Here is a 19,938-nt window from a genome sequence, read left to right as displayed (position 1 = left end):
GGCATATCCGGATGACGTCGGGTTGCGGCCGCCCGTCGTGCACGACGATGGCTTGACTTATCGATATTCGTTGTTATCGTTTTTCATGAAGCCGAATGCCGGTGGGGCCCGCCGAAGCGGGACGGCATCCGGATGATCAGACGACGACCGAGAGGCAGAATCATGAGCAGCACAAAGAAGCCGGAGGGCACTGCGCTCAGCCGCGACGAGCGCTGGCTCGCGTTCGGCGCAGTCGGCGTCGGTGTGATCATGGCGGGGCTGATCATCGCGGTCGCGGCCAGTCACCTGGTCGAGACCTTCGCAGGAGGAACGATCCGACTCGTTGCGCCGTTCGTCGACGAGAGCGCCGAGCTGCCGATCGGCCCTGACGGCACGATGCGCACGGTCGAGGTCGAGCAGGCGACGATCACGGCGCCCGACACCCCACTGATCTCCGTGTTCGCGCTCGTCGCCCAGGTGGTCGTGCAGGCACTCGCGATGCTCACGATCGTCGCCTGCCTGACGTGGCTGTGTCTCAACATCGCCCGCACACGCATCTTCGCCCCGGCGAACGAGCACCTGCTGGGCACCTGCGCACTGGCCTCGGGACTTGCGTGGGGGCTGACGATGCTGCTCAACGCGATGTCGATCAACGGAGCCTTCGCTTCGATCAGCGACCGCGACTACAACAACGTGCTGTTCGAAGCCGAACTCACACCCCTGATCGTGACACTGGTGTTCGGCGTGCTCGCCGCGGCGTTCCGCGTCGGCGCCCGCCTGCAGAAAGACACGGAGGGCCTGGTGTGACCCCCGCCGAGGCCGACATCTCGGGAATCCACTGCCGCCTCGACGCGCTGCTGGCCGACCGCGACATGACGCTCACCTCACTCGCGGACCAGGTGGGGGTGAGCATCGTGAACCTGTCGGTGCTGAAGAACGACCGCGCCAAGGCCATCCGGTTCTCGACACTGGTGGCGATCTGTGACGTGCTCGACTGCGAGGTCGGCGAGCTGCTGGTGCGCGAGCGCGGATAGGCGGAAGGCATAAGGCACGGCGACTTATGCTCTTGTTATAGGATAGGCACTTATCCTTCAATAAGGAGGCGTCGAATGACAGACTCCGGATGGCCAGAGCTCACCTTCGAGAAGCGGCCGTGGGAGCCGCGACTCGATCAGCCGATGTCGCGGCGAGCGCGCCTGGCCGCGCGCGGACCGTACCGAAGCGCTGTGCCCGGCACGATCGCCGAAGCGCACCCCGCCCTTGACGCCGACACACTCGCCCACGCCGACGACGCGAGCAGGGAGCTGGCGCGCTTCGACGCCGAGTCCGGCGCATTCGCCGCGCCGTTCGCCGCCGTCCTGCTGCGAACGGAGAGCGCGTCGAGCTCCGAGATCGAGCGGATCACCACGAGCGCGAAACAGCTGGCGCTTGCCGACCTGGGAGCCGCGCGGTCCGGCAACGCACGACTCGTCCGTTCGAACGTCGAGGCCATGCAGGCAGCGATTGCGTTCGCCGAGAACCTGGATGCACAGGCCATCATCGAGATGCAGCGGGCCCTGCTTGAGCACAGCTCCCCAGAGCAGGTCGGGGCATGGCGCGACGAACAGGTGTGGATCGGCGGCGGCGCCTTCTCTCCGCACAACGCCGACTTCGTGCCGCCGCATCACGAGCGAGTGCCTGCCCTGATGGACGATCTCGTGCGATTCCTCGCACGCACGGACCTGCCCGTCATCGTGCACGCCGCGCTCGCTCACGCACAGTTCGAGACGATCCACCCCTTCACCGATGGCAACGGTCGCACGGGGCGAGCCCTCGTGCACGGGATGCTGCGCGCGGCCGGGGCCACGCAGAACGTCGCCGTCCCGGTATCAGCCGGACTGCTCGCGAACGTCGACGCGTACTTCGACGCCCTGACCCAGTATCGGCGAGGCGACCCCGCCGCAATCGTGAACCGGATGTCCGAGGCGACCTTCGCCGGTGTGGGCAACGGGCGAACACTGGTCACAGCACTGCGCGAGACACGTTCGGCGTGGGCGGCGCGCGTCCGCGCCCGTTCCGACTCCGCCGCATGGCGACTGCTCGACCTGGCCGTGCAGCAGCCCGTGCTCGACGTCGCCACGGTCAGCGATCGCCTCGGGGTCACACCGGCCGCAGCCACAGCCGCGCTCACGCGCCTCGAGGAGGCGGAGGTCCTCACTCGAGCCAACTCCGGTGCCCGCAACAGGCTGTGGCAGGCACCCGACGTGCTCGACGCACTCGAAGCGTTCGCGACCCGGGCCCGCCGCCGAGGCGCAGGAGCCTCCGGTATCGGGAAGTCGCGATAGCCCTCGGTCATCTCGATATTGCGATAGGGCCGGCTCGACGACACCGGCCGACGCCGAACACAACGCAGTCGATCCGGTCTCGGGTCGCCAGCTCCTCCCATTGCTCGCGACCCCGCGCGCACTCACCCCCGCGAACCGACTGCGCGCGGTCGCAGGCCGTGCGTGACGACGCGGCGGGCGCGGACGGCGGTGTCGGGTCGCTCATCCGGGAGCGCGTCGGCGACGATGCGGGCGAGCATCGACACCGCCGTGAGGGCGTCTCGCGCGTCGACGTCCGGCGACATCCGGCCCGCCTCGATGTCCCGCGCGATCACCCGCGAGACGAGCTCGGACATCCGGATGCCGAGGTGCTGCACCACGAGCTGGTCGCGTTCGGCGGTGATCGCGTCGATGAGCGCGGCGGAGACGGCCGCTCGCGCGACGACGAGGTCGAGCAGGCCGTCGAAGGTCGCATCCGGCGACGAGGCGAGGCGCTCCATCTCGTCGATGTCGTCGTCGAAGACGGCTGCGGCGAGCGCGATCTTCGTCGGGAAGTGCCTGTAGAGGCTCCCCTGCCCGACGCCGGCCCGACGAGCGATCGCGCTGAACGGCACGGCGAACCCGTCATCGGCGAAGACCGCACGTGCGGCGGCGACGAGCGCACGGCGATTCTCAGCCGCTGCCGCCGGGCCGCGATTCTTCCGAGGCCGCTCTTCCGCATCCGTCACCATGACGAGTAGCCTAATACCGGACATGGCTGTCCGGATGGCTCGGATCATCCGGGATGAGAAGGGATTCGATATGAGCGACGCAGCTGCAGGCCCGCAGCTTCAGGAGTGGACCGAGAAGATCACCGAGGGGCGCTTCGACGGGCGCACCATCATCGTCACCGGTGCCGGCAGCGGCATCGGCCGGGCGACCGCCAGCCGGATCGTGCGCGAGGGCGGGAGCGTCGTCGGCGTGGACGTGAGCCAGGAGCGGCTCGACGAGGTCGCCGCGGAGCTGGGCGGGCGCTTCGCGCCAGTCGCGGCGGACATCACCGATGAGTCAGGCGTGGCCGAGATCGTGGCGGCAGCAGGCGACCGGATCGACGGCCTGGCGAACGTCGCAGGCATCATGGACAAGATGCAGCCCGCACACGAGCTGGAGCGCGGCACGTGGGATCGCGTGATGTCGGTGAACGCGACCGGCACCTTCCTGTTGATGCAGGCGGTGCTGCCCGGCATGCTCGAGCGCGGCGAGGGCGCCATCGTGAACGTCGCCAGCGAGGCGGGACTGCGCGGTTCGGCGGCGGGCGCGGCCTACACGGCGTCGAAGCACGCAGTGGTCGGGCTGACCAAGAGCAGCGCGTTCATGTACGCCACCAGCGGGCTCCGGATCAACGCGGTCGCGCCGGGCGGTGTGGCCACGAACATCGAGAGCCAGTTCGCCTCGGAGCTGGGCGCACAGCGCATCCAGCGCGGCATGGCGCTGATTCCGAGCATCGCGCAGGCGTCGCAGCTTGCCGCGTCGATCACGTTCCTGCTCAGCGACGACGCCACCAACCTCAATGGCGTCATCCTCCCGTCCGACGGCGGCTGGTCGGCGGCGTAGGGCGCCCGTCCCCGCCCCGCCCCGCCCCGCGAAAGTACCCTTTGTGATCGAGGGGACCACTTGGATCCGGATGCAAGTGGTCCACTCGACACCAAGGGGTACTTTCGGCGCGGTCGTCCCTGCGGGTGGGGTGCGTTCAGCCGGTGGCTGCCCGCGTCGGCTCAGCCGGTGAGCTTGTCGTACACCGTCGACATGTCGTTGCCGCCGGAGATCTGCATCTCACTGTCGACGATCGGCTCCATCACGGCGGGCATCGACTCGACCTCGCCGTCGATGATGATCGCGAGCTGGTTCTGCGGCTGGGGGCGGTCGACGAGCGTCTCGGTGAGCTCGGCGAGCACAGTCGCATCGGCGTCGTCGAGGCTGATCGTCACGTAGTTCTGCGCGGTGCCGTCTTCGCCCTCGGGCACGACCAGCTCGATCTCCCCGCTGGTCACGATGAACTGCTCATCCGGATCGACGAACGTGCACTGGGCGGCGCCGTCCTCCCCCGGCCACGACGTGTCGAACGCGGTCGCGTCGCCGGCGGGGCATTCCTGGTCGGTCTGCTCGACGACGGCCGCGAAGGTCAGGTCTGCGGTGAGCGGGCCGGACTTCCCTCCAGCGGGCGTCCAGGGCATCGCACACCCCGCCGCTCCGGCCGCAACAGCGGCGAGCAGAAACATGGTCGGCAGCGTGCGACGGCTCACACTGCCATCGTAAACCGGATGCGGCACGTGCGGCAGGGGAGTTCCCCGAATGTTCACCGGCCGGGCGCATCGGCGTGCGGGAGCTGCGTGACGGACTCAGCCGCCACCTCGCGCGGGCGCGGGTGTCGGCATGGAGCCGGCTCGGGCTGACGAGCGCAGATGCGACCCAGCGCTTCGACCAGGCCGAATCGCGCCCGCCTCGAGGCTAGATCACTCGATCGTTGCCTCCGTCGACGCTCAGGTGCGCTCCAGTCGTCGCCGGCAGGCGCTGTCCGGCGAACGTCGCGACCGCTTCCGCAACCATGTGGCTGCGGACCTCGATGCCCAGCAGGTTTCGCGTCTTGTATTCATCCGCCGTGAGGCCGTAGTTCGCCGCACGCGCTTCGAGCAGCTCTGGCGTCCAGATCCCGGTGTCGAAGACCGCATCCGGTTCAACGCTGTTGACTCGGATGCCGTCGCCTGCCCATTCAAGTGCAGCGACCCGCGCGAGCTGCGCGGCAGCCGCTTTGCTGGCCGAGTACGCTGCGACGCCCGGTCCCGGCGCGGCCACGTTCTTCGTCGACACGAGTACTGCACGACCGCCGAATGGCGACTGTCGCAGGTACGGATGAAATGCGGAGAGGGCTCGTGCCACGGCGGTGGCGTTCACGGTGAGCGCGAGGTTCCATCCATGGACGTCGTTCTCGGCGAGGTATGCACTCGGTGGGAACACCCCGGCCGCCGCGATCAGGATGTCGACGCCCCCGAAATCTCGCACGGCGGTCTCTGCCGCGCGCTGCAACACGTCCTCCTGCGAAACGTCGCCGACGATGCCGCGCCAACGTTCCGAGTCGAATGCGGAGGTGACGTCGGGATTGAGGTCAACTCCGACCACAGCCGCTCCCCCGTCCAGCAGTCGTTCCGCCACGGCGCGTCCGATTCCGGATGCCGCCCCTGTGACGACAGCGATTTCACCACCGAACTCGGGCCGCGGACGCCGATGCAGCTTCGCCTGCTCGAGTGACCAGTACTCGATGTCGAAGCTGTCGGACTCGCTGAGAGAGGCGTAGCCCGACATCGCATCGGCGGCGTCGACGATCCGAATCGTGTGATCGTAGATGTCGTAGACGATGCGTGCGTCCGTCACGCTCTCCCCCGCCGTGAGCATGCCCCATTCCGGATCGAGCACGACACGAGGCGCCGGATCAAGCTCTACGAGGTCGCTACGATCCCCCCGTTCTCGGACGAAGCGTGCGTGTTCGGACGCCGCGAAACGCTCGACATCCCTGCCGACAAGAGGCTCGCGTTTGGTGCGAATGATGTGCTCCGGCGTCGCGGTTCCCCGCGACACAACAGCCTCAACATTCGCCAGCGCGGCCCATTCTCGCCCTCTGTGGTGTGTGCTCTGCGTAAGGATCATCGGGCGACCGGCCGCTTGCGAGATCTCGCTCCTGAGTGCGGCAATCTGTTGGATGTCGCCTTCTCGCTGCGCCACCGGCCCGTCGACGCTGCCGGACAGCCCCACGACCGTCTCTGCCATCGCGACCAGTTCGCGATGACGAATGTACGCACGCTCGGGGTCGTCGTCGAAGGTGAACAGACCATGGTTCGACAGAACGATCGCATCCACCTTGTCCGAGTCGCTCGCGAGAGCCTCCTCGACCGTCTTCGCAAGCTCGAACCCCGGCATCACATAGGGAAGCACCATCACACCGTCGCCCAGCACGTCGACATCGGGGGCGCGCTGATTCGTCAGTGCGACGATCGCGTCGGCGTGCGAATGCAGCACGACCCGCGCAGGCAACAGCGCGTGCAGCAGCGCCTCGATTGAGGCTGTCGGAGCGTCCGCACGGAGCGACGCTTGACGGATCTCGTTCACCATCTGCTCGTCGGACAGAGAATCGACCGACAGCACGTCAAGGAGTCTCTCGCGCCGGAGCGGAGCGAACCCCTCAGGTTCGATCGTCGCCAGGTCCCATCCGCTGCCCTTCACCCAGACGGTGTCGATCGCTTGGCCCGTGATGTCACGGCTCGTGCCTTTGATCGAAGTGTTCCCACCGCCGTGCAACACCAACATCGGGTCCTGCCCCAGGCGCCGCGACACCTCGACGATCTGGTCGAGCGGTTCCGAGTACGTCATGCAATGCTCTCCTTCCAGACCTCGCCCATCGCGTCGAGGATCCGATCGAATCGGTCGGCGTGCTTCTGATAGAACGGGCGATCTGGACCAGGAACCATCACAAGCGTCGGATCGGGGTCAACAGTCCACGCGGCGGTGTCGGCCCCTGCTCCCGCGGCAGCAAGCGAGGCGACGCCGCGCGCTCCCAGTTCGGTGTCGAGCTGCCGACGCACGGGACGGCCGATGATGTCGGCGAACATCTGAGCCCACACGGGGCTCTTCGCGCCCCCGCCGGCCAGCGTCCACGGAGCATCGGAGACGTCGGTGCAGCTGACACGCATCCGCTCGAGCTGAACGCGATGGTAGTGCGTGATTCCCTCGATCAGGGCGCGCGCCATCTCACGGTATCCGTGGCTTCCCTTCAGCCCGAGGAAGGTGCCGGATGCTCCAGGGCGGCCCGGTGCGCCGTGAATGAAAGGCAGAAAGATGAGACCGTCGGCACCCGGCGGGACGCTGGAAGCCGCGTGCATCAGTTGAGGTGACGTGACGCCGTCCGCGGCCAGGGTCGACATCAGCGAGCAGTACCATTCGAGACTCGCCGCCGACGTGGGAGCGACTTCCTGCGCAAGCATCAGAGCCGGGTCGGGCAACAAGGTGTTGAGTGTCACGCGCGGCGGCGCTTCCGTCGTGGCGACCGCGACGGAGTTGATCGCCCAAGTCCCGACGATCACCGTGACGTCGGATTCCTCGGTCGACCCCGCACCGAGCGGGCTCGCTACGGTGTCCATGCATCCAGCTACGACGGGGAGGGCTTCGGGAAGGCCCGTTTCACGTGCAGTTTCTCGCGTTACGCGCCCCACGACGTCGTTTGACGCGGACAGAGGCGGCAGCAATCGCATCAGGCTCTTCGGGATGCCGAGCAAGTCGAACACCCCCGGCTCGTAGTCGCGCGCGACGAGGTTGAGCCATCCACAGCCCGATGCGTCGGACAGGTCGGCGCCCGGCTCGCCCGTCAGGCAGGTGCGCACCCAGTCCTTGCAGGACAGGATCGCGTGAGACGCATCGATCGTTTCCGGCTCATGCTCCACGAGCCAACGCAGCAGCACGCTGGGCTGGCCCGCCCATGGCACCGACCCCGTGCGCAGCCGCAGTTCCTCGACCTCGTCCGACGGCAGCGCCGCAACGATCTGCTCAGCGCGGCTGTCGTTGGAAGCGATCGCCGCACGCACGGGACGGAGGCTGTCGTCGACGAGATATATGCCGTTCCCCGCAGCGGTGGCACCGATCGCCGCCGGTTCCCAATCGTTCGCGCGGAGCCAGTCGGTCAGCTGTTTGAGCACCGCGGCGACGACTCGCCACAGCCGCTCCATGTCGATCTCCTGGCGGTCGGACGCCACCGCTTCACGCGGGTTGGGCGCGGAGAACGTTCGGATCTCCGCGCCTTCGCTGTCGAACGCGCCGGCTTTCGCGGCCGTCAAGCCCACATCCACTCCGATGTAGCAGTGCCTCATCGCACTCTGCTCCTCTACTCTGATGACGATTGCGCAAGGGCTCGGGGCGTGAACCGTCGAACCGCCTGTCGATAGTTCTCGACCTGTGCGTCCGCTTCCTCTTTTGTCCATTCCCCCGCGCGTACAAGGATGTCGGCCGCCCGCGGCGCCGCAGACAGGCCCACGTCGAAATTGGTGCCGATCAGCGTGCGGCGCAGAAGCACATCCTCAAGCGTGTGAGCCCCTTCGTTGCGTCGTGCATGGATCACCTCTGCGGCGATCGCCGACGTGTCCTCGTCGAGGATCTCACCGAGCCATGGTTCCGCGCGGACGATGGCGAAGACTTCAGCGGAGGCAACACCGTACGTGTTGACGATGCGCGCTGCGATCGTTTCCTCGAGACCGCTGTCGCGGATCTGCCTGGCTCGGTACTCCGGCCACGATCCTGCCGGGGCGCCCGGGAGCCGAGCGGAACGGGTCGGCGAGGGCAGCTTCCCACGGCCCAACGCACGGGCGACCGCTCGGGCTACTTGCTCTCCGAGCGCACGGTGCGTTGTGAGCTTGCCTCCGATGATGGTGAACAGACCGCTCTCCGCACCGTCGTGTGCGATCAGCTGATGATCGCGGCTGATCTTCGACGGGTCGTCGAGTTCGCCCACGAACGGAAGCGGACGCACACCGGAGTACGACCACAGCACATCCTGCGGCTCGAGTCGAGCACGGGGGATGAGGTCGTTGACGGCTCCGAGCAGGTAGGCGATCTCGTCGCTGTCGATCGACATCTCATCGATCGACCCCTCGTAGGGCAGGTCGGTGGTGCCGATCATGTATCGGCCTTGCCATGGCAGTACGAACATCGGCCGATGGTCTACCGGGGACTCGAAGAAGATGCATGTCTCCGGTGCTCCGGGGAACGGGTCGACGACGCAGTGGCTGCCCTTGGTCGGGCCGATCTTGCGCTCATGCTCACCGAGGAGGTCCAGCACGGCGTCGACCCATGGTCCCGCGGCGTTGACGACAGCGCGAGCGCGCACCGTCTTCAGCGCGCCATCGACGCGATCCCGGTAGCGCACACCGCGGATGCGGTCGCCCTCCCGGAGAAGGGATTCCACAGGCGCGTGCGTGAGCACCGTACCGCCGCGTTGCTCGACATCGCCGGCGAGTTCGAACGTCAGCCGCTCCGTCAGCGGAACGTTCGCATCTTGGAAGAGACCGCCCCACTTCACGCCCGACTCGGCCACGGACGGCCACCCGCGCTCCAAGCGTCTCGGCAGGACCACGCTGCTGAGGGGGAGCTTCGACGTGAAGGAAAGCGCGTTGAACACCATCAAGCCGCAAGCCAGGAGCCAACCGGGTCGGCTCTGTTTCTTGGCAAACGGGATCAGCATCGGATAGCGATGCACCAGGTGCGGTGCCTGAGCGAGCAGGATGTCGCGCTCACGAATCGACTCGTGCACCAAGTGGAGTTCCATACGCTCGAGGTACTTCAAGCCGCCATGAATCAGCCGGGTCGATATCGCGGTCGTTCGCGAGCCGATGTCGTCTTGGTCGATGAGCAGGACGCTCATCCCGAGCGCAGCGGATTCCCGCGCGGTCGCCAGGCCATTGATCCCAGCACCGATGACGATGACGTCGACGTCCTCAACGTGCTCACGATAGGTCGACAGGGAGGGCATGCAGTCTTCTTTCGGGCAGGGTGGCTGCGGGCACCGCCGTGGCGGCGCCCGCAGCCAAACGTTCGGGTCAGTGGGAGAGGTCCTCGTAGAGTGCGAAAGCCTCATCCGGCGAGAGGTCGTCGTGCACAACGCCGCGCACCGCGGCGAGCATGGCAGCCGGGTGCTCGGACTGGAATACGTTCCGCCCCATGTCGACGCCGGCCGCTCCTTCCTGCATCGCCCGGTAGGCCACGGTGAGCGCTTCACGCTCCGAGACCTTCTTCCCGCCCGCGATGATGATCGGCACAGGGCACGAAGCCGTGACGGTTTCGAAGCCTTCCTCGACGTAGTACGTCTTGATGAAGCTCGCTCCGAGTTCCGCTGGGATGCGTGTCGCGAGGCGGAAGTAGCGTGCATCCCGCACCATGTCACGCCCCACTGCCGTCACACCGAGCACCGGAATGCCTGCGGCTTGACCGCGATCGACGAGTGTGGTCAGGTTCTCGATCGACTGTGTCTCGTGCTCGCCCCCGACGAATGTCTGCACGGCAAGCGCCGCCACGTCCAAACGCACCGCATCGTCGATCGCCACGGCGATTCGCTCGTTGGAGAGGTCTTTGAGTACCGACGGCCCGCCGCTGGCCCGCAGAACAACGCCCTTTGCACTGTTCGCCGGCACGGTCGAGCGCAACGCGCCCCGCGTGCACATCAGCGCGTCCGCCTGGGGGATGAGCGGCACGATCGACCGGTCAAGGCGCTCCAGGCCAGATGTCGGGCCCTGGAAGTAGCCGTGGTCGAAGGCCAGCATCACCGTGCGAGCGTCCGTCGGGTCGAAGATCCTCGCCAGACGACTGCGCATTCCCCAGTCCTGGCCGGATGCCCCCTTGAGCGGAAACGCAGCGTCCGTCGCGTCAGCGCCGCCGAAGTCCGTGCCGTCGCGGATGTCGTCGAGATCAGCCATGTGCAGTACCTGCTTTCTGTGAGTTTTGTCGGGTGAGTTTTTGGGTGAACCTGCGCAGTGCGGTGCCGCCGGTACCGGTGACGCCGCTTGAGACGACGACGACGAGCACGACCAGAAGACCCTTGAGCACGTTCTGCTGACCGAGGCTCCAGCCCGCCAGATTGAGCAGCCCCGAGAGCATCACGAAGAACAGCGCCCCCGTCCAAACACCGGTGACCACGGGACGGCCGCCGGCGATCAACGTGCCGCCGATGACGACGACCGCAATCGAATCGAGCATGTAGGAGGTGCCGAGAACTGTGCTCGGTGCGATCAGCGCCGCCAGGATCCCGCCTGACAGACCGGCAACACCACCGCTGAGAAGGTAAGCCGTACCCGTGACGAGCTTCACGCGAATGCCTGCCTTCGATGCCGCCTTCTCGCTCTGGCCGATGGCGATGACGCTCCGCCCGAACATCGTCCGGCGGAGAAGGAACGCGACGATGAGAGTGACCCCGAGCACTACGAGGGCGATGGTCGGAACGCCGAGCACGCGGATATTGATGAACTCGCGCAGGCCGGCGATGGATCCCCCGCGATTCGCGTCGGCGAGGACGAGCACCACGGACGAGACGATCAGGCTCGTCGCAAGAGTGGCGATGATCGGCGGCACTCTCAGCACCAGGATGGCGACGACGCTGATGAGAGCAGCCGCCAGCCCCGATGCAACCGCCGCGAGGAGGCCCAGCGCGATGCCGAAATCGGATCCGATTGCGACGGAGATGTAGGCAGCCATAGAGATGATCGCGCCGACAGAGACATCGATGTTGCCTGGACCGAGCGTGATCACGAGCATCTGCCCAACCGAAACCAGCGCCAGGAACGGAGCGAGAGTCAGCGCCTGCGACAGCGGGGCAAACAGCGGACCTGGGTTCAGCACCAGGATCGATGCCCACACCACGATGACGCCGAGGGCCGACCACGCCCATGCCGGCCAGATGAAGCGGGGGCGGCGGGACACGATCGCAGCTGTCGGTTCAGGGGTTTCAACAGTGGTCATGCGCGAGCGATCCGTTCTGTGATGATGCGTCCCGCCAGCACCGCGAGCACGACGATGCCCTGTGCGGCGGATTGCACGCTGGACGGAAGATTGGCGAAGCTGAGCAGCACGGTGATCAGCCCGAGGGTGACAGCGCCCAGCGCCGCACCAATCGGAAGAGCCCGACCGCCGGCGAAGTTCCCGCCGCCGAGAATCACCGCGGCGATCGTCATGAGGGTGAAGCTCCCGGCCGAGTTGATGTCACCCGAACGCGTCTGCGACGCCAGCAGAAGACCGGAGACGATGATCAGCACAGCTGCAAGCACGTATGCGGTCACTCGGGTGGCGGTCAGCGACCAGCCGAGCTTCGTCAGTGTCGTGGGACTGCTGCCGAGCGCACGAATCCGGACCCCGATCCGGCTGAAGCGGGCGATGTACCAGCCGACGAGGCACGCGATCGCGATGAACACAATCGGCGAAGGGATCCAGTCGGGTCTCCAGCTGCCGATCGCGCTCACCCAGCTCGGAGTCTGCCCACCCGGGGTGGGCAGCAGCTGCAGGCCGATCCCGAGCCACACGAACGACAATCCCAGCGTGACGATGATCGCGGGAACGCCTCGTTTCTGGATCACGAGGCCGGTCAACGCGTAGGCCACCACGATTCCGAGCAGAAGGAGCACGCCTACTGTCGGGGCGGACTGCAGGAAGGTTGCGGCGATCACCGTGACGAGACCGATCAGGTTGCCGATGCCGAGATCGATGTCGCCGACCGACATGATCATCATCTGGGCTTGGGCCGCGAACACGAGCGGCACGGACGACATCAGCATCAGCGTCAGGCCGTTCACGCTCAGAATCGCCGGCTGCATCGCAACGGCGATGACGAAGATGATGGCGAGGGCGATCAGCGACAGCAGCGCGGGCGAGCCCTGCGCCGCAGAGACTCTGACGCGTGTGCCGAAGGAGGTCGGCACACGGGGGTGAGAAATGACGGAGGTCATTTTTCCTCTCCTGTGGTCTCATCGAAGGAATCAGAGATGATGCGCTCAGCCGAGATCTCGTCACGTTCGAGCGCCGAGACGATTCGGCGTGCGCGGAAGACGTACACGCGGTCGCAGTGCGCCATCTCCTTGTTCTCGGTCGAGTACCAGACGACGCAGCGCCCGCGCGCGGCTTCCGCTTTCATGAGCGCATAGAGTTCGTTCTTGGTAGCGACGTCGACACCTCGGAACGGGTCGTCGAGCAGCACGAGATCCGCGTCGGATGCGAACGCGCGGGCGACGAGCATCTTCTGCTGGTTGCCCCCGCTGAGCGACGTGATCGGCGCGGAGGCCCCGCCGCGCACTTTCAACATGTCGACCCAATGAGCAGCGAGCTCGCGCTTGCGCCGACTGCTGACCAGTCCGAAGCGGCTGATCACGCGACCGGCGGAGATCGTCAGATTCTCTGCCACGCTCCACAACGGCAGGATCCCGGATGTCTGGCGATCGCCGGGCACGTAGGCACGTGCGCGAGGCACGCGCACGCCGCGCCCGAGCATCCGAGGGCGCCAGAGGCGTTCGAGAACCTCATCCTGTCCCTGACCGGCGAGGCCCGCCAACCCGATGATCTCGCCCCGATGGGCGGTCATCGACGCGCCGATGCCGCTGTGGATCTCGGCGAGAACGACGTGATCGGCGCCGACACGCTCGCGATCGGTCGCCTCCGGCGCCACCCGCTTGATGGTCTCGGTATCCGCCCTGACGCTTCCACCCATCGCCACGAGGAGTTCATCTTCCGTCACGGAAGCGGCGTCGAATGTGTCGACGAGCATGCCGTCCTTCATCACGAGGATGCGATCGCTGTTGTCCACGACTTCCTGCATCCGGTGCGAGATCAGCAGCGCGCTCACACCTTCCGCGGTGAGTCGACGCAGATGCGTGTACAGCTGAGCGGCACGATCGGCGTCGAGGGATTCGGTCGGCTCGTCCAAGATGAGCAGCGACAAGCGATCAGTACAGAGCGCACGAGCGATCTCGACCATCTGCCGTTGCGCCATCGACAGGTCGCCGGTGCGCCGGATCACCGTGATGCCGTGCCCGGGGAACACCTCATCGAGAACCGCGAACAGACGCCGTTCGGATGCGCGGTTCCAGGTGAAGGGGGCGGTAGGGCGCGCCTCGGATAGGTAGGCGTTCTCGACCGCGGTCAGATCCGGGCAGAGTGCGAGCTCCTGATAGACCGTGCGCACTCCGAATCGGCGGGCACGGTTCTCGGTCCATCCGGACCCTTCGGAGGATCCGGATGGCGAGACCGTACCGGAATCGGGCCGCTCACGCGCCGCGAGAATTCGCGTCAACGTGCTCTTGCCCGCACCGTTGGGTCCGACCAGCCCGAGCACTTCGCCCTGCGCGATCGTGAGATCGACCCCGCCGATGGCAGTCGTACTGCCGTACCGCTTCTCGAGCCCAGCCGCCACCAATAGCGGTTTCAGCTCGGCGCGATTCGGCGCTGGAGAAGGTGCAGTCGCGTTGGTCATCATGTTCGTGTCCTGTTGCTCGTCCAGCTCTCGATTCGCTATCTGATCGCCGGCGCCTCGGCGTCTTCTCCGGCGTTGACCGCGTCGATCGCAGCGGAGACGCTCTCCTCATCCCAGGGGTAGGCGGCGTACTCATCGGCGGAGAGGTTCTCGACCCAGTAGTCGAGGTCGTCCTGCGTGATCTCGACCAGCGGCAGGATCAGCTCTTCGGGGACGTCCTCTCCGGCGAGCTTCTCCAGCGCAACGTAGATGGCAGCGACGCCCTGTCCGGGGTCGGTGAGCGCCGAGAACGAGCCGTTGTCGATGCCCGATTCCTGCCAGTACTTGAGCGACTTGCCGTCGGTGTCGAAGACGACGACGGGCGCCTCGCGGTCGGCCGATTCGAATGCCTGGACGATGCCCATCCCGCCGATGCAGCCGGGCACGGCTGCAACCTCGGGAAGCGACCCCAGCATGCCGGTGATCTCCTTCTGTGCAGTGCTGCTGTCGCAGAACCCCTTGATCTCAGCGGCCACTTCAACATCCGGATAGTCGGTGAGCATCTCCTGCTGCCTGGCGTAGAACTCCTCGTCGGGCTGCGAACCGATCACACCGCGGTTGAGAACGATGTTGCCTTCGCCATCGATGGCGTCGAGAGCGGGCTGGAGCGACACCTCCCCCCACTTCGCGTAGTCGTTCCTCACGATCGTGGCGCAGGGTGCGTCCATGTCGGCGTCGAGCACGATGACGGTGATGTCGGCCGCGCATGCCTCTTCGACCACGGGAACGAGCGCGGTCGACGAAGCGGGGATGACGACGAGAACATCCGGGTCCTCCAGCATCAGGCTGCGGATCTGGGACGCCTGTTCGGTCGCGCTGTTCTCGCCCGGTGCGTTCACCGAGCTGAAGTCGCTTACGACGCCCTGTTCCTGGAGCTCGTCCGTGACTTTCTCGACCTGGTTGATGAGCGTGAGGCGCCATCCATTCACGAATCCATTGCTGAGGGCGATCGAGATCGGCTCCCCCTCCCCGTGTGCTGCATCTGAATCGGGCGAGCCGCCCGAGCAGCCGGTGAGGGCGAGCGCCCCGAGAGCGAGTACGGCGGCGCCGGTGCGCCATGACTTGAGAAACGACATCGTTGTGTCTCCTGTGGTTTCGCTGCGTTGCGACGGACGGTTGCCGCCGCCATCCGTTGCATCCGGCGGCGGCGTGATTGCGAGTTGTAACAACCAACTCATCATGACAAGTTGGTCATGACGTTAATATAGGGATGTGCGAGAGAGGTGTCAACATGGATGAAGCAATCGACGCGGCGAACACCAGGGCGCGGCGAGGAGGGGTTCTTCGATGAGCGCACGCGCGCTACGGGACTACAGGCTGGATCGAACGTCGGATCGGCCACTGTGGCAACAGTTGGCGACGGCCCTGCGCGAGGCGATCACTTATGACGCGCTTCGACCCGACCAGGCGCTTCCGTCAGAAGCCGAGCTCATCGACCAGTTCGGAGTGTCGCGCACGGTCGTGCGTGAGGCACTCGCGGCGCTCGTGCGCAGCGGCCACATCTACAAGATCGCGGCCAAGGGGTCGTTCGTCTCCCCGTCGCGATCAGACCTGAGCTTCATCGGTTCGAACGCGGGTTCCCTCGCCGACCTGCAGGCCACGGGACGGTCGGTGCATACGCGTGTGCTGGCACAGACCGACGACGAGGCGACCCCGCGCGAAGCGGAAGCCCTTCAGATCCCCCGAGGTGCACGCGTGACTCGATTGCGCCGACTTCGCTCCGTAGACGGCTCGCCCTGGCTGCTCGTCGAGACATCACTTCCGCTGGCGCTGTTCCCAGGGATTCCGAAAGCGAATCTTGAGAATCGCTCCCTGTACGACCATCTGCGTCGCAATTACCGCACCGAGGTCTCCGGTGCGGACCGGTGGCTTCAGGCGGTGATTCCCGACGCGCAGGAAGCCGAGCTGCTGTCACTCGACGCCGGGCAGCCCGCTTTGTCCATCGAGTCAGTCGCGTGGGATGCCGATGGCACACGAATTGAGTACTACAGCGCGCTGCACCGCAGTGATACGTCGCGCTTCTATGTGGGCATCCGGTGATGCGGTCACGCCCCGACCGCTTGCGCAACGCTGTTGCTGCGTGAGCACAATGACGCCATGCCCACCCTCACCGCAGTCCTCGGCGACATCACGACCCAGCGCACCGACGCCGTGGTGAACGCGGCGAACAACGCGATGCGCGGCGGTGGGGGCGTCGACGGTGCGATCCATCGCGCGGGCGGCCCGGCAGTGCTCGACGACTGCATCGCGCGGTTCCCGCACGGGCTGGCAACGGGAGATGCCGGATGGACGACAGCGGGAGACATGTCGGCGACGTGGGTGGTCCACACGGTGGGCCCGAACTACGCCGCCGGACAACGTGACCGGGCGTTGCTGACGAGCTGCTATCGCCGCTGTCTCGAGGTGGCCGGCGAGATCGGCGCGCGCTCGATCGCCTTCCCACTGATCAGCGCAGGCGTGTACGGGTGGCCGCTCGACGATGCGATCGCCGCGGCGGTGGAGACGCTGTCGTCGACGGCGACGCGGGCGGAGGCCATCCGGATCGTCGCCCGCGACGAGGACGTGCATGAGCGGGTGTCGGGGGCGATTGCGCAGGCACGCCGGTAGCCGCGACCTACCGAGCGATGACCGCCGCGAGCCCGTCGACAGCCGACTCCGCCGACTCGGGCGGCAGATGACCCGCGATGATCAGCTCGGCGAGCCCGTGCACGAAGGCCCACAGCCCCGCCTCCGCACTCGCACGAGCATCCGGATCGAGCTCAGGCGCGACGTCGCGGACGATCTCGGCGAGGATCTGCTCGTTGGCCTCGATGAGCGGCGCCATCGTGGGTGATGGCTGCCCCGGCACGCACACCTCCGGGTCGAAGACGACCCCGAATCCCTGCGGGTGGGCGACGGCGTAGCCGACATACGCGCGCCCGACGTCGCGCAGCCGAGTCGACGCGTTCGACGAAGACGCCACAGTGCGCTGCGCCTCGAGCAGGCGCGACATGTGACGCTCGGCAAGGGCCTTCAGCAGCGCGGTGCGATCGGCGAAGTGGTGGTAGGGCGCGTTGTGACTCACTTCGGCTCGCCGCGCGACTTCGCGCAGGCTGAGCGAGGCGGATCCGCTCTCGGCCAGCATCGCGTCAGCCGCGTCGAGCAGCGCGGCGCGGAGATTGCCGTGGTGATAGCTCGCCGACGATCTTGACATGAGCAAGATTCTAGTTGATCCTGGCAATGTCCAGATTGTGGGCACTGTCAAGATCAACCCTGGAGGCACCATGTCCGCGCTCGTCATCGACGGCCACCCGAACCCCGATTCCCTCACGGCGGCACTCGCCCGCCGCTACACGGACGCACACGGCGATGCCCGCCTGCTCGCTCTGCGCGAGCTCGACTTCGATCCGATCAGCTACTTCGGATACCGCGGCGACCAGCCCCTCGAGTCCGACCTCGCCGACGCGCTCGATGCCGTCTTCGCCGCCGACCGCATCGTCGTCGCCACACCGACCTGGTGGGCGTCGACGCCGGCACTGCTGAAAGGCTTCTTCGATCGCATTCTGCTGCCGAAGGTCACCTACCGCTACCGCTCCAACGGGCTGCCGGAGGGCCTGCTCTCCGGACGCTCCGGCCGCGTGATCATCACCAGCGACACCCCGCGCTGGCTCCTGCCGTTCACCGGCGACACCGCAGCGAAGCAGGTCGCGGCGAACACGCTGAGCTTCTGCGGCATCCGCCCCGTCCGCACGATGCGATTCACGAATGTGCGCCACGCGAGCGAGGCGACGCGGGCCGGATGGCTGGAGCGCGTTGCGAGGGTCGCAGGGCGGGATCGTTCGGCGGCACCGGCGCCCACGCGGGAACCGGCGATCGTGTGAGCGAGGAATCAGGCTGGATGCACCTGAGCGGACGACGGTCCGGACAGGAGGCGTCCCGTGAGCCGACGACCCACTCGGCTCAGGGTCGGTCGGCTTGCGCTCTCGCTCCGACGAACGTATCCGCCGCCACCGCGGCCGCGCCGTGGGCTCCTGCCCACACGCCCAGAGAAGCCAGCCGCAGCTCGGGCACGACGTGGAAGGTCGCGTTCTCCCGGGCGTATGCGACGGCCGGCTCGACGGTCCACTCAGGCGAGCGGGATACACCCCCGCCGACGACGATCAGCGCCGGGTCCACCAGAGCGCTCACGTTGAGGATCGCTCGGCCGAGGGCCCTGGCGGCATCGCCCAGGACGGCGACCGCCGCCTCGTCTCCCGAACCTGCTGCCTCTACGACGTCCCGTGCGCTCGCGTCCTGGTTCTCGGCACCACGATCTCTCCAACGGAGACCCACCTGCTGCCCGCCGATCGCGGTCTCCAGGCATCCCACCTGGCCGCACGAGCAGGTCACGCCGTTGTCGGCGACCGGGACATGCCCGACTTCGCCCGCGCCTCCGTGAGCACCGCGCTGCACTGAGCCGCTCAGCACGTGGGCCCCGGCGATGCCGGTGCCGAGCACAATCACGAACACCTCGTCGCTGCCCCGGCCGGCGCCGAAGCGAGCCTCGGCGATCGCCCCCGCCTCACCGTCCTGCACGGCCACACCTGGGACTCCGAGAGACTCAGACAGCACTTCCGCCGGCGCCACGCCGTCCAGCCACGGCAGGTTCGCGCTGCGCCGCACGACTCCGGTCGACGGGTCCAGCGTTCCCGCCACGGTGACGGCGAACGACTGCGCCGCCGCCGGCGCTGTATCGAGGAAGCGATGAACAGAAGCGCCGAGCTCCGCCAGCGTTCCGGTCGACACGGTCTCCCGCGCGAGCACCGCCCCGCTCTCGTCGACGAGCAGCAGCTTCGTATTCGTGCCGCCGTAGTCGATACCGAGCGCGCTCAACGTTCTCCTCGCAGCGCTGCCTTGATCGTGCGGGCCTCGTCGGCGTCCGCCGTGTGGAACACGACCTCGCCTGCGCCGGCCGCGCTGCCGAGGCCGACGGCCAAGCGCTCGACCACGGCCCTCTTCGCCGACGCGTGCACGGCGTCGACTCCGGTGTCGGCCAGCGTTCCGGCGTTCGCCGACGTCACGCCAGCGCTCGCCATGATCTGCACCCGCCCGGCCGCACGCTGCACAAGCCGGCGGAGCGTCTCAATGCCCTCGAGAGCCGACGGAGCGCCCCCGGATGTCAGTACGCGCGTCACGCCCAGACCGGCGAGACGTTCGACGCCAGCGTCCAGATCGCTGAGCTGGTCGAACGCCCGATGGAACGTCACCTCGGTGTCCCCGACGGCTTCGCGCACCCGCAATACGAGAGCCTCGTCGATCACGCCATCCGCGAGCCCGCCGACGACCACACCCGCGGCGCCGAGCGAGACGGCCTGCGCCGCATCCGCCACGATCAGCGCCTTCTCGCTCTCGTCGTACTCGAAGCCGCCTTCTCGCGGGCGCACCAGCACGTGCACGGGCACCTCCGTGTCCACGGCCGCTTCGATGAGCCCGGATGACGGCGTCACACCGCCGGTCGACAGCGCGGTGCACAGCTCCATCCGGTCGGGGCGGACATCCGCGGCGACGGCGAGGCCCCGCGCATCCTGCACGGCGAGTTCGAAGAAGGTCATCCGATCCCCTGATTCCGGCGCCTGC

20 protein-coding genes are annotated in these 19,938 nt (G+C 67.1%); 7 read left to right on the top strand and 13 right to left on the bottom strand.

The window, feature by feature from the left end:
- Positions 1-162 precede the first annotated feature (162 nt).
- The 3 genes from CIK77_RS14175 to CIK77_RS14165 all read left to right on the top strand — a co-directional run bounded on the left by CIK77_RS14175 (position 163) and on the right by CIK77_RS14165 (position 2,303).
- The gene (locus CIK77_RS14175; protein WP_087054799.1) at positions 163-786 is read left to right on the top strand and encodes a DUF2975 domain-containing protein; all 624 of its coding nucleotides are present in this window, start codon (positions 163-165) and stop codon (positions 784-786) included.
- The gene (locus tag CIK77_RS14170) at positions 783-1,013 is read left to right on the top strand and encodes a helix-turn-helix domain-containing protein (RefSeq protein WP_087054798.1); all 231 of its coding nucleotides are present in this window, start codon (positions 783-785) and stop codon (positions 1,011-1,013) included. Before CIK77_RS14175 ends, CIK77_RS14170 begins: the two co-directional genes overlap by 4 nt.
- A gap of 75 nt (positions 1,014-1,088) precedes the next feature.
- A complete protein-coding gene (locus CIK77_RS14165) occupies positions 1,089-2,303 on the top strand; it encodes a Fic family protein (protein WP_087054797.1) in 1,215 nt (404 codons plus the stop codon).
- Positions 2,304-2,425: 122 nt separating this feature from the next.
- On the opposite strand, the gene CIK77_RS14160 is transcribed toward CIK77_RS14165, so the two are convergent.
- On the bottom strand, positions 2,426-3,013 hold the full coding sequence (locus tag CIK77_RS14160) for a TetR/AcrR family transcriptional regulator (protein WP_087054796.1): 588 nt from the start codon (positions 3,011-3,013) through the stop codon (positions 2,426-2,428).
- Positions 3,014-3,083: 70 nt separating this feature from the next.
- On the opposite strand from CIK77_RS14160, the gene CIK77_RS14155 reads away from it, so the two are divergent.
- Positions 3,084-3,875, top strand: a complete 792-nt coding sequence (locus tag CIK77_RS14155; protein ID WP_249268576.1) for an SDR family NAD(P)-dependent oxidoreductase — start codon at positions 3,084-3,086, stop codon at positions 3,873-3,875.
- Between the two features lie 161 nt (positions 3,876-4,036).
- On the opposite strand, the gene CIK77_RS14150 is transcribed toward CIK77_RS14155, so the two are convergent.
- The 9 genes from CIK77_RS14150 to CIK77_RS14110 all read right to left on the bottom strand — a co-directional run bounded on the left by CIK77_RS14150 (position 4,037) and on the right by CIK77_RS14110 (position 15,419).
- Positions 4,037-4,564, bottom strand: coding sequence for a SecDF P1 head subdomain-containing protein (locus CIK77_RS14150; RefSeq protein ID WP_087054794.1), 528 nt, complete (start codon positions 4,562-4,564; stop codon positions 4,037-4,039).
- Positions 4,565-4,769: 205 nt separating this feature from the next.
- Positions 4,770-6,683, bottom strand: a complete 1,914-nt coding sequence (locus tag CIK77_RS14145; RefSeq protein ID WP_087054793.1) for an SDR family oxidoreductase — start codon at positions 6,681-6,683, stop codon at positions 4,770-4,772.
- Positions 6,680-8,173, bottom strand: coding sequence for an FGGY-family carbohydrate kinase (locus CIK77_RS14140; protein WP_087054792.1), 1,494 nt, complete (start codon positions 8,171-8,173; stop codon positions 6,680-6,682). Before CIK77_RS14140 ends, CIK77_RS14145 begins: the two co-directional genes overlap by 4 nt.
- 14 nt (positions 8,174-8,187) lie before the next feature.
- Positions 8,188-9,828: a glycerol-3-phosphate dehydrogenase/oxidase gene (locus CIK77_RS14135; RefSeq protein ID WP_087054791.1), complete on the bottom strand. Its 1,641-nt coding sequence runs from the start codon at positions 9,826-9,828 to the stop codon at positions 8,188-8,190.
- Between the two features lie 67 nt (positions 9,829-9,895).
- Entirely contained in the window at positions 9,896-10,768 is an 873-nt protein-coding gene (gene lsrF, locus CIK77_RS14130) for a 3-hydroxy-5-phosphonooxypentane-2,4-dione thiolase (protein ID WP_087054790.1), read from the bottom strand.
- Positions 10,761-11,807 (bottom strand): ABC transporter permease, encoded by a 1,047-nt coding sequence (locus tag CIK77_RS14125; RefSeq protein WP_087054789.1) that lies wholly within the window; start codon positions 11,805-11,807, stop codon positions 10,761-10,763. The genes lsrF and CIK77_RS14125 overlap by 8 nt, the downstream gene beginning before the upstream one ends.
- Positions 11,804-12,787 carry an ABC transporter permease gene (locus CIK77_RS14120; protein ID WP_087054788.1) on the bottom strand — a complete coding sequence of 328 codons (984 nt, stop codon included), beginning with the start codon at positions 12,785-12,787 and terminating at the stop codon, positions 11,804-11,806. Before CIK77_RS14120 ends, CIK77_RS14125 begins: the two co-directional genes overlap by 4 nt.
- Positions 12,784-14,307 carry an ATP-binding cassette domain-containing protein gene (locus tag CIK77_RS14115; protein WP_114347270.1) on the bottom strand — a complete coding sequence of 508 codons (1,524 nt, stop codon included), beginning with the start codon at positions 14,305-14,307 and terminating at the stop codon, positions 12,784-12,786. The genes CIK77_RS14120 and CIK77_RS14115 overlap by 4 nt, the downstream gene beginning before the upstream one ends.
- Before the next feature lie 35 nt (positions 14,308-14,342).
- Positions 14,343-15,419, bottom strand: a complete 1,077-nt coding sequence (locus tag CIK77_RS14110; RefSeq protein ID WP_170934116.1) for a substrate-binding domain-containing protein — start codon at positions 15,417-15,419, stop codon at positions 14,343-14,345.
- A gap of 211 nt (positions 15,420-15,630) precedes the next feature.
- Between CIK77_RS14110 and CIK77_RS14105 the strand changes: the two genes are divergently transcribed.
- Together CIK77_RS14105 and CIK77_RS14100 are read left to right on the top strand one after the other, a co-directional pair.
- Positions 15,631-16,383 carry a GntR family transcriptional regulator gene (locus tag CIK77_RS14105; protein WP_087054785.1) on the top strand — a complete coding sequence of 251 codons (753 nt, stop codon included), beginning with the start codon at positions 15,631-15,633 and terminating at the stop codon, positions 16,381-16,383.
- A 57-nt stretch (positions 16,384-16,440) separates the two neighbouring features.
- Positions 16,441-16,950 (top strand): macro domain-containing protein, encoded by a 510-nt coding sequence (locus tag CIK77_RS14100; RefSeq protein ID WP_087054784.1) that lies wholly within the window; start codon positions 16,441-16,443, stop codon positions 16,948-16,950.
- A 7-nt stretch (positions 16,951-16,957) separates the two neighbouring features.
- On the opposite strand, the gene CIK77_RS14095 is transcribed toward CIK77_RS14100, so the two are convergent.
- The gene (locus tag CIK77_RS14095) at positions 16,958-17,536 is read right to left on the bottom strand and encodes a TetR/AcrR family transcriptional regulator (protein WP_087054783.1); all 579 of its coding nucleotides are present in this window, start codon (positions 17,534-17,536) and stop codon (positions 16,958-16,960) included.
- Here CIK77_RS14095 and CIK77_RS14090 point away from each other — a divergent pair.
- The gene (locus CIK77_RS14090) at positions 17,535-18,203 is read left to right on the top strand and encodes an NAD(P)H-dependent oxidoreductase (RefSeq protein ID WP_249268575.1); all 669 of its coding nucleotides are present in this window, start codon (positions 17,535-17,537) and stop codon (positions 18,201-18,203) included. The two genes, CIK77_RS14095 and CIK77_RS14090, sit on opposite strands and share 2 nt — an antisense overlap.
- Before the next feature lie 79 nt (positions 18,204-18,282).
- Here CIK77_RS14090 and CIK77_RS14085 read toward each other — a convergent pair whose 3' ends face one another.
- Together CIK77_RS14085 and CIK77_RS14080 are read right to left on the bottom strand one after the other, a co-directional pair.
- Positions 18,283-19,194: an ROK family protein gene (locus tag CIK77_RS14085; protein ID WP_087054782.1), complete on the bottom strand. Its 912-nt coding sequence runs from the start codon at positions 19,192-19,194 to the stop codon at positions 18,283-18,285.
- Positions 19,191-19,913: a copper homeostasis protein CutC gene (locus tag CIK77_RS14080; RefSeq protein WP_087054781.1), complete on the bottom strand. Its 723-nt coding sequence runs from the start codon at positions 19,911-19,913 to the stop codon at positions 19,191-19,193. The genes CIK77_RS14085 and CIK77_RS14080 overlap by 4 nt, the downstream gene beginning before the upstream one ends.
- Positions 19,914-19,938 lie beyond the last annotated feature (25 nt).

The organism is Microbacterium sp. JB110, from assembly GCF_003335195.1.
Taxonomy (GTDB): Bacteria; Actinomycetota; Actinomycetes; order Actinomycetales; family Microbacteriaceae; genus Microbacterium.
The sequence above is the reverse complement of the archived record's forward strand: the minus strand, read 5'-3'. Positions and strand labels throughout refer to the sequence as shown.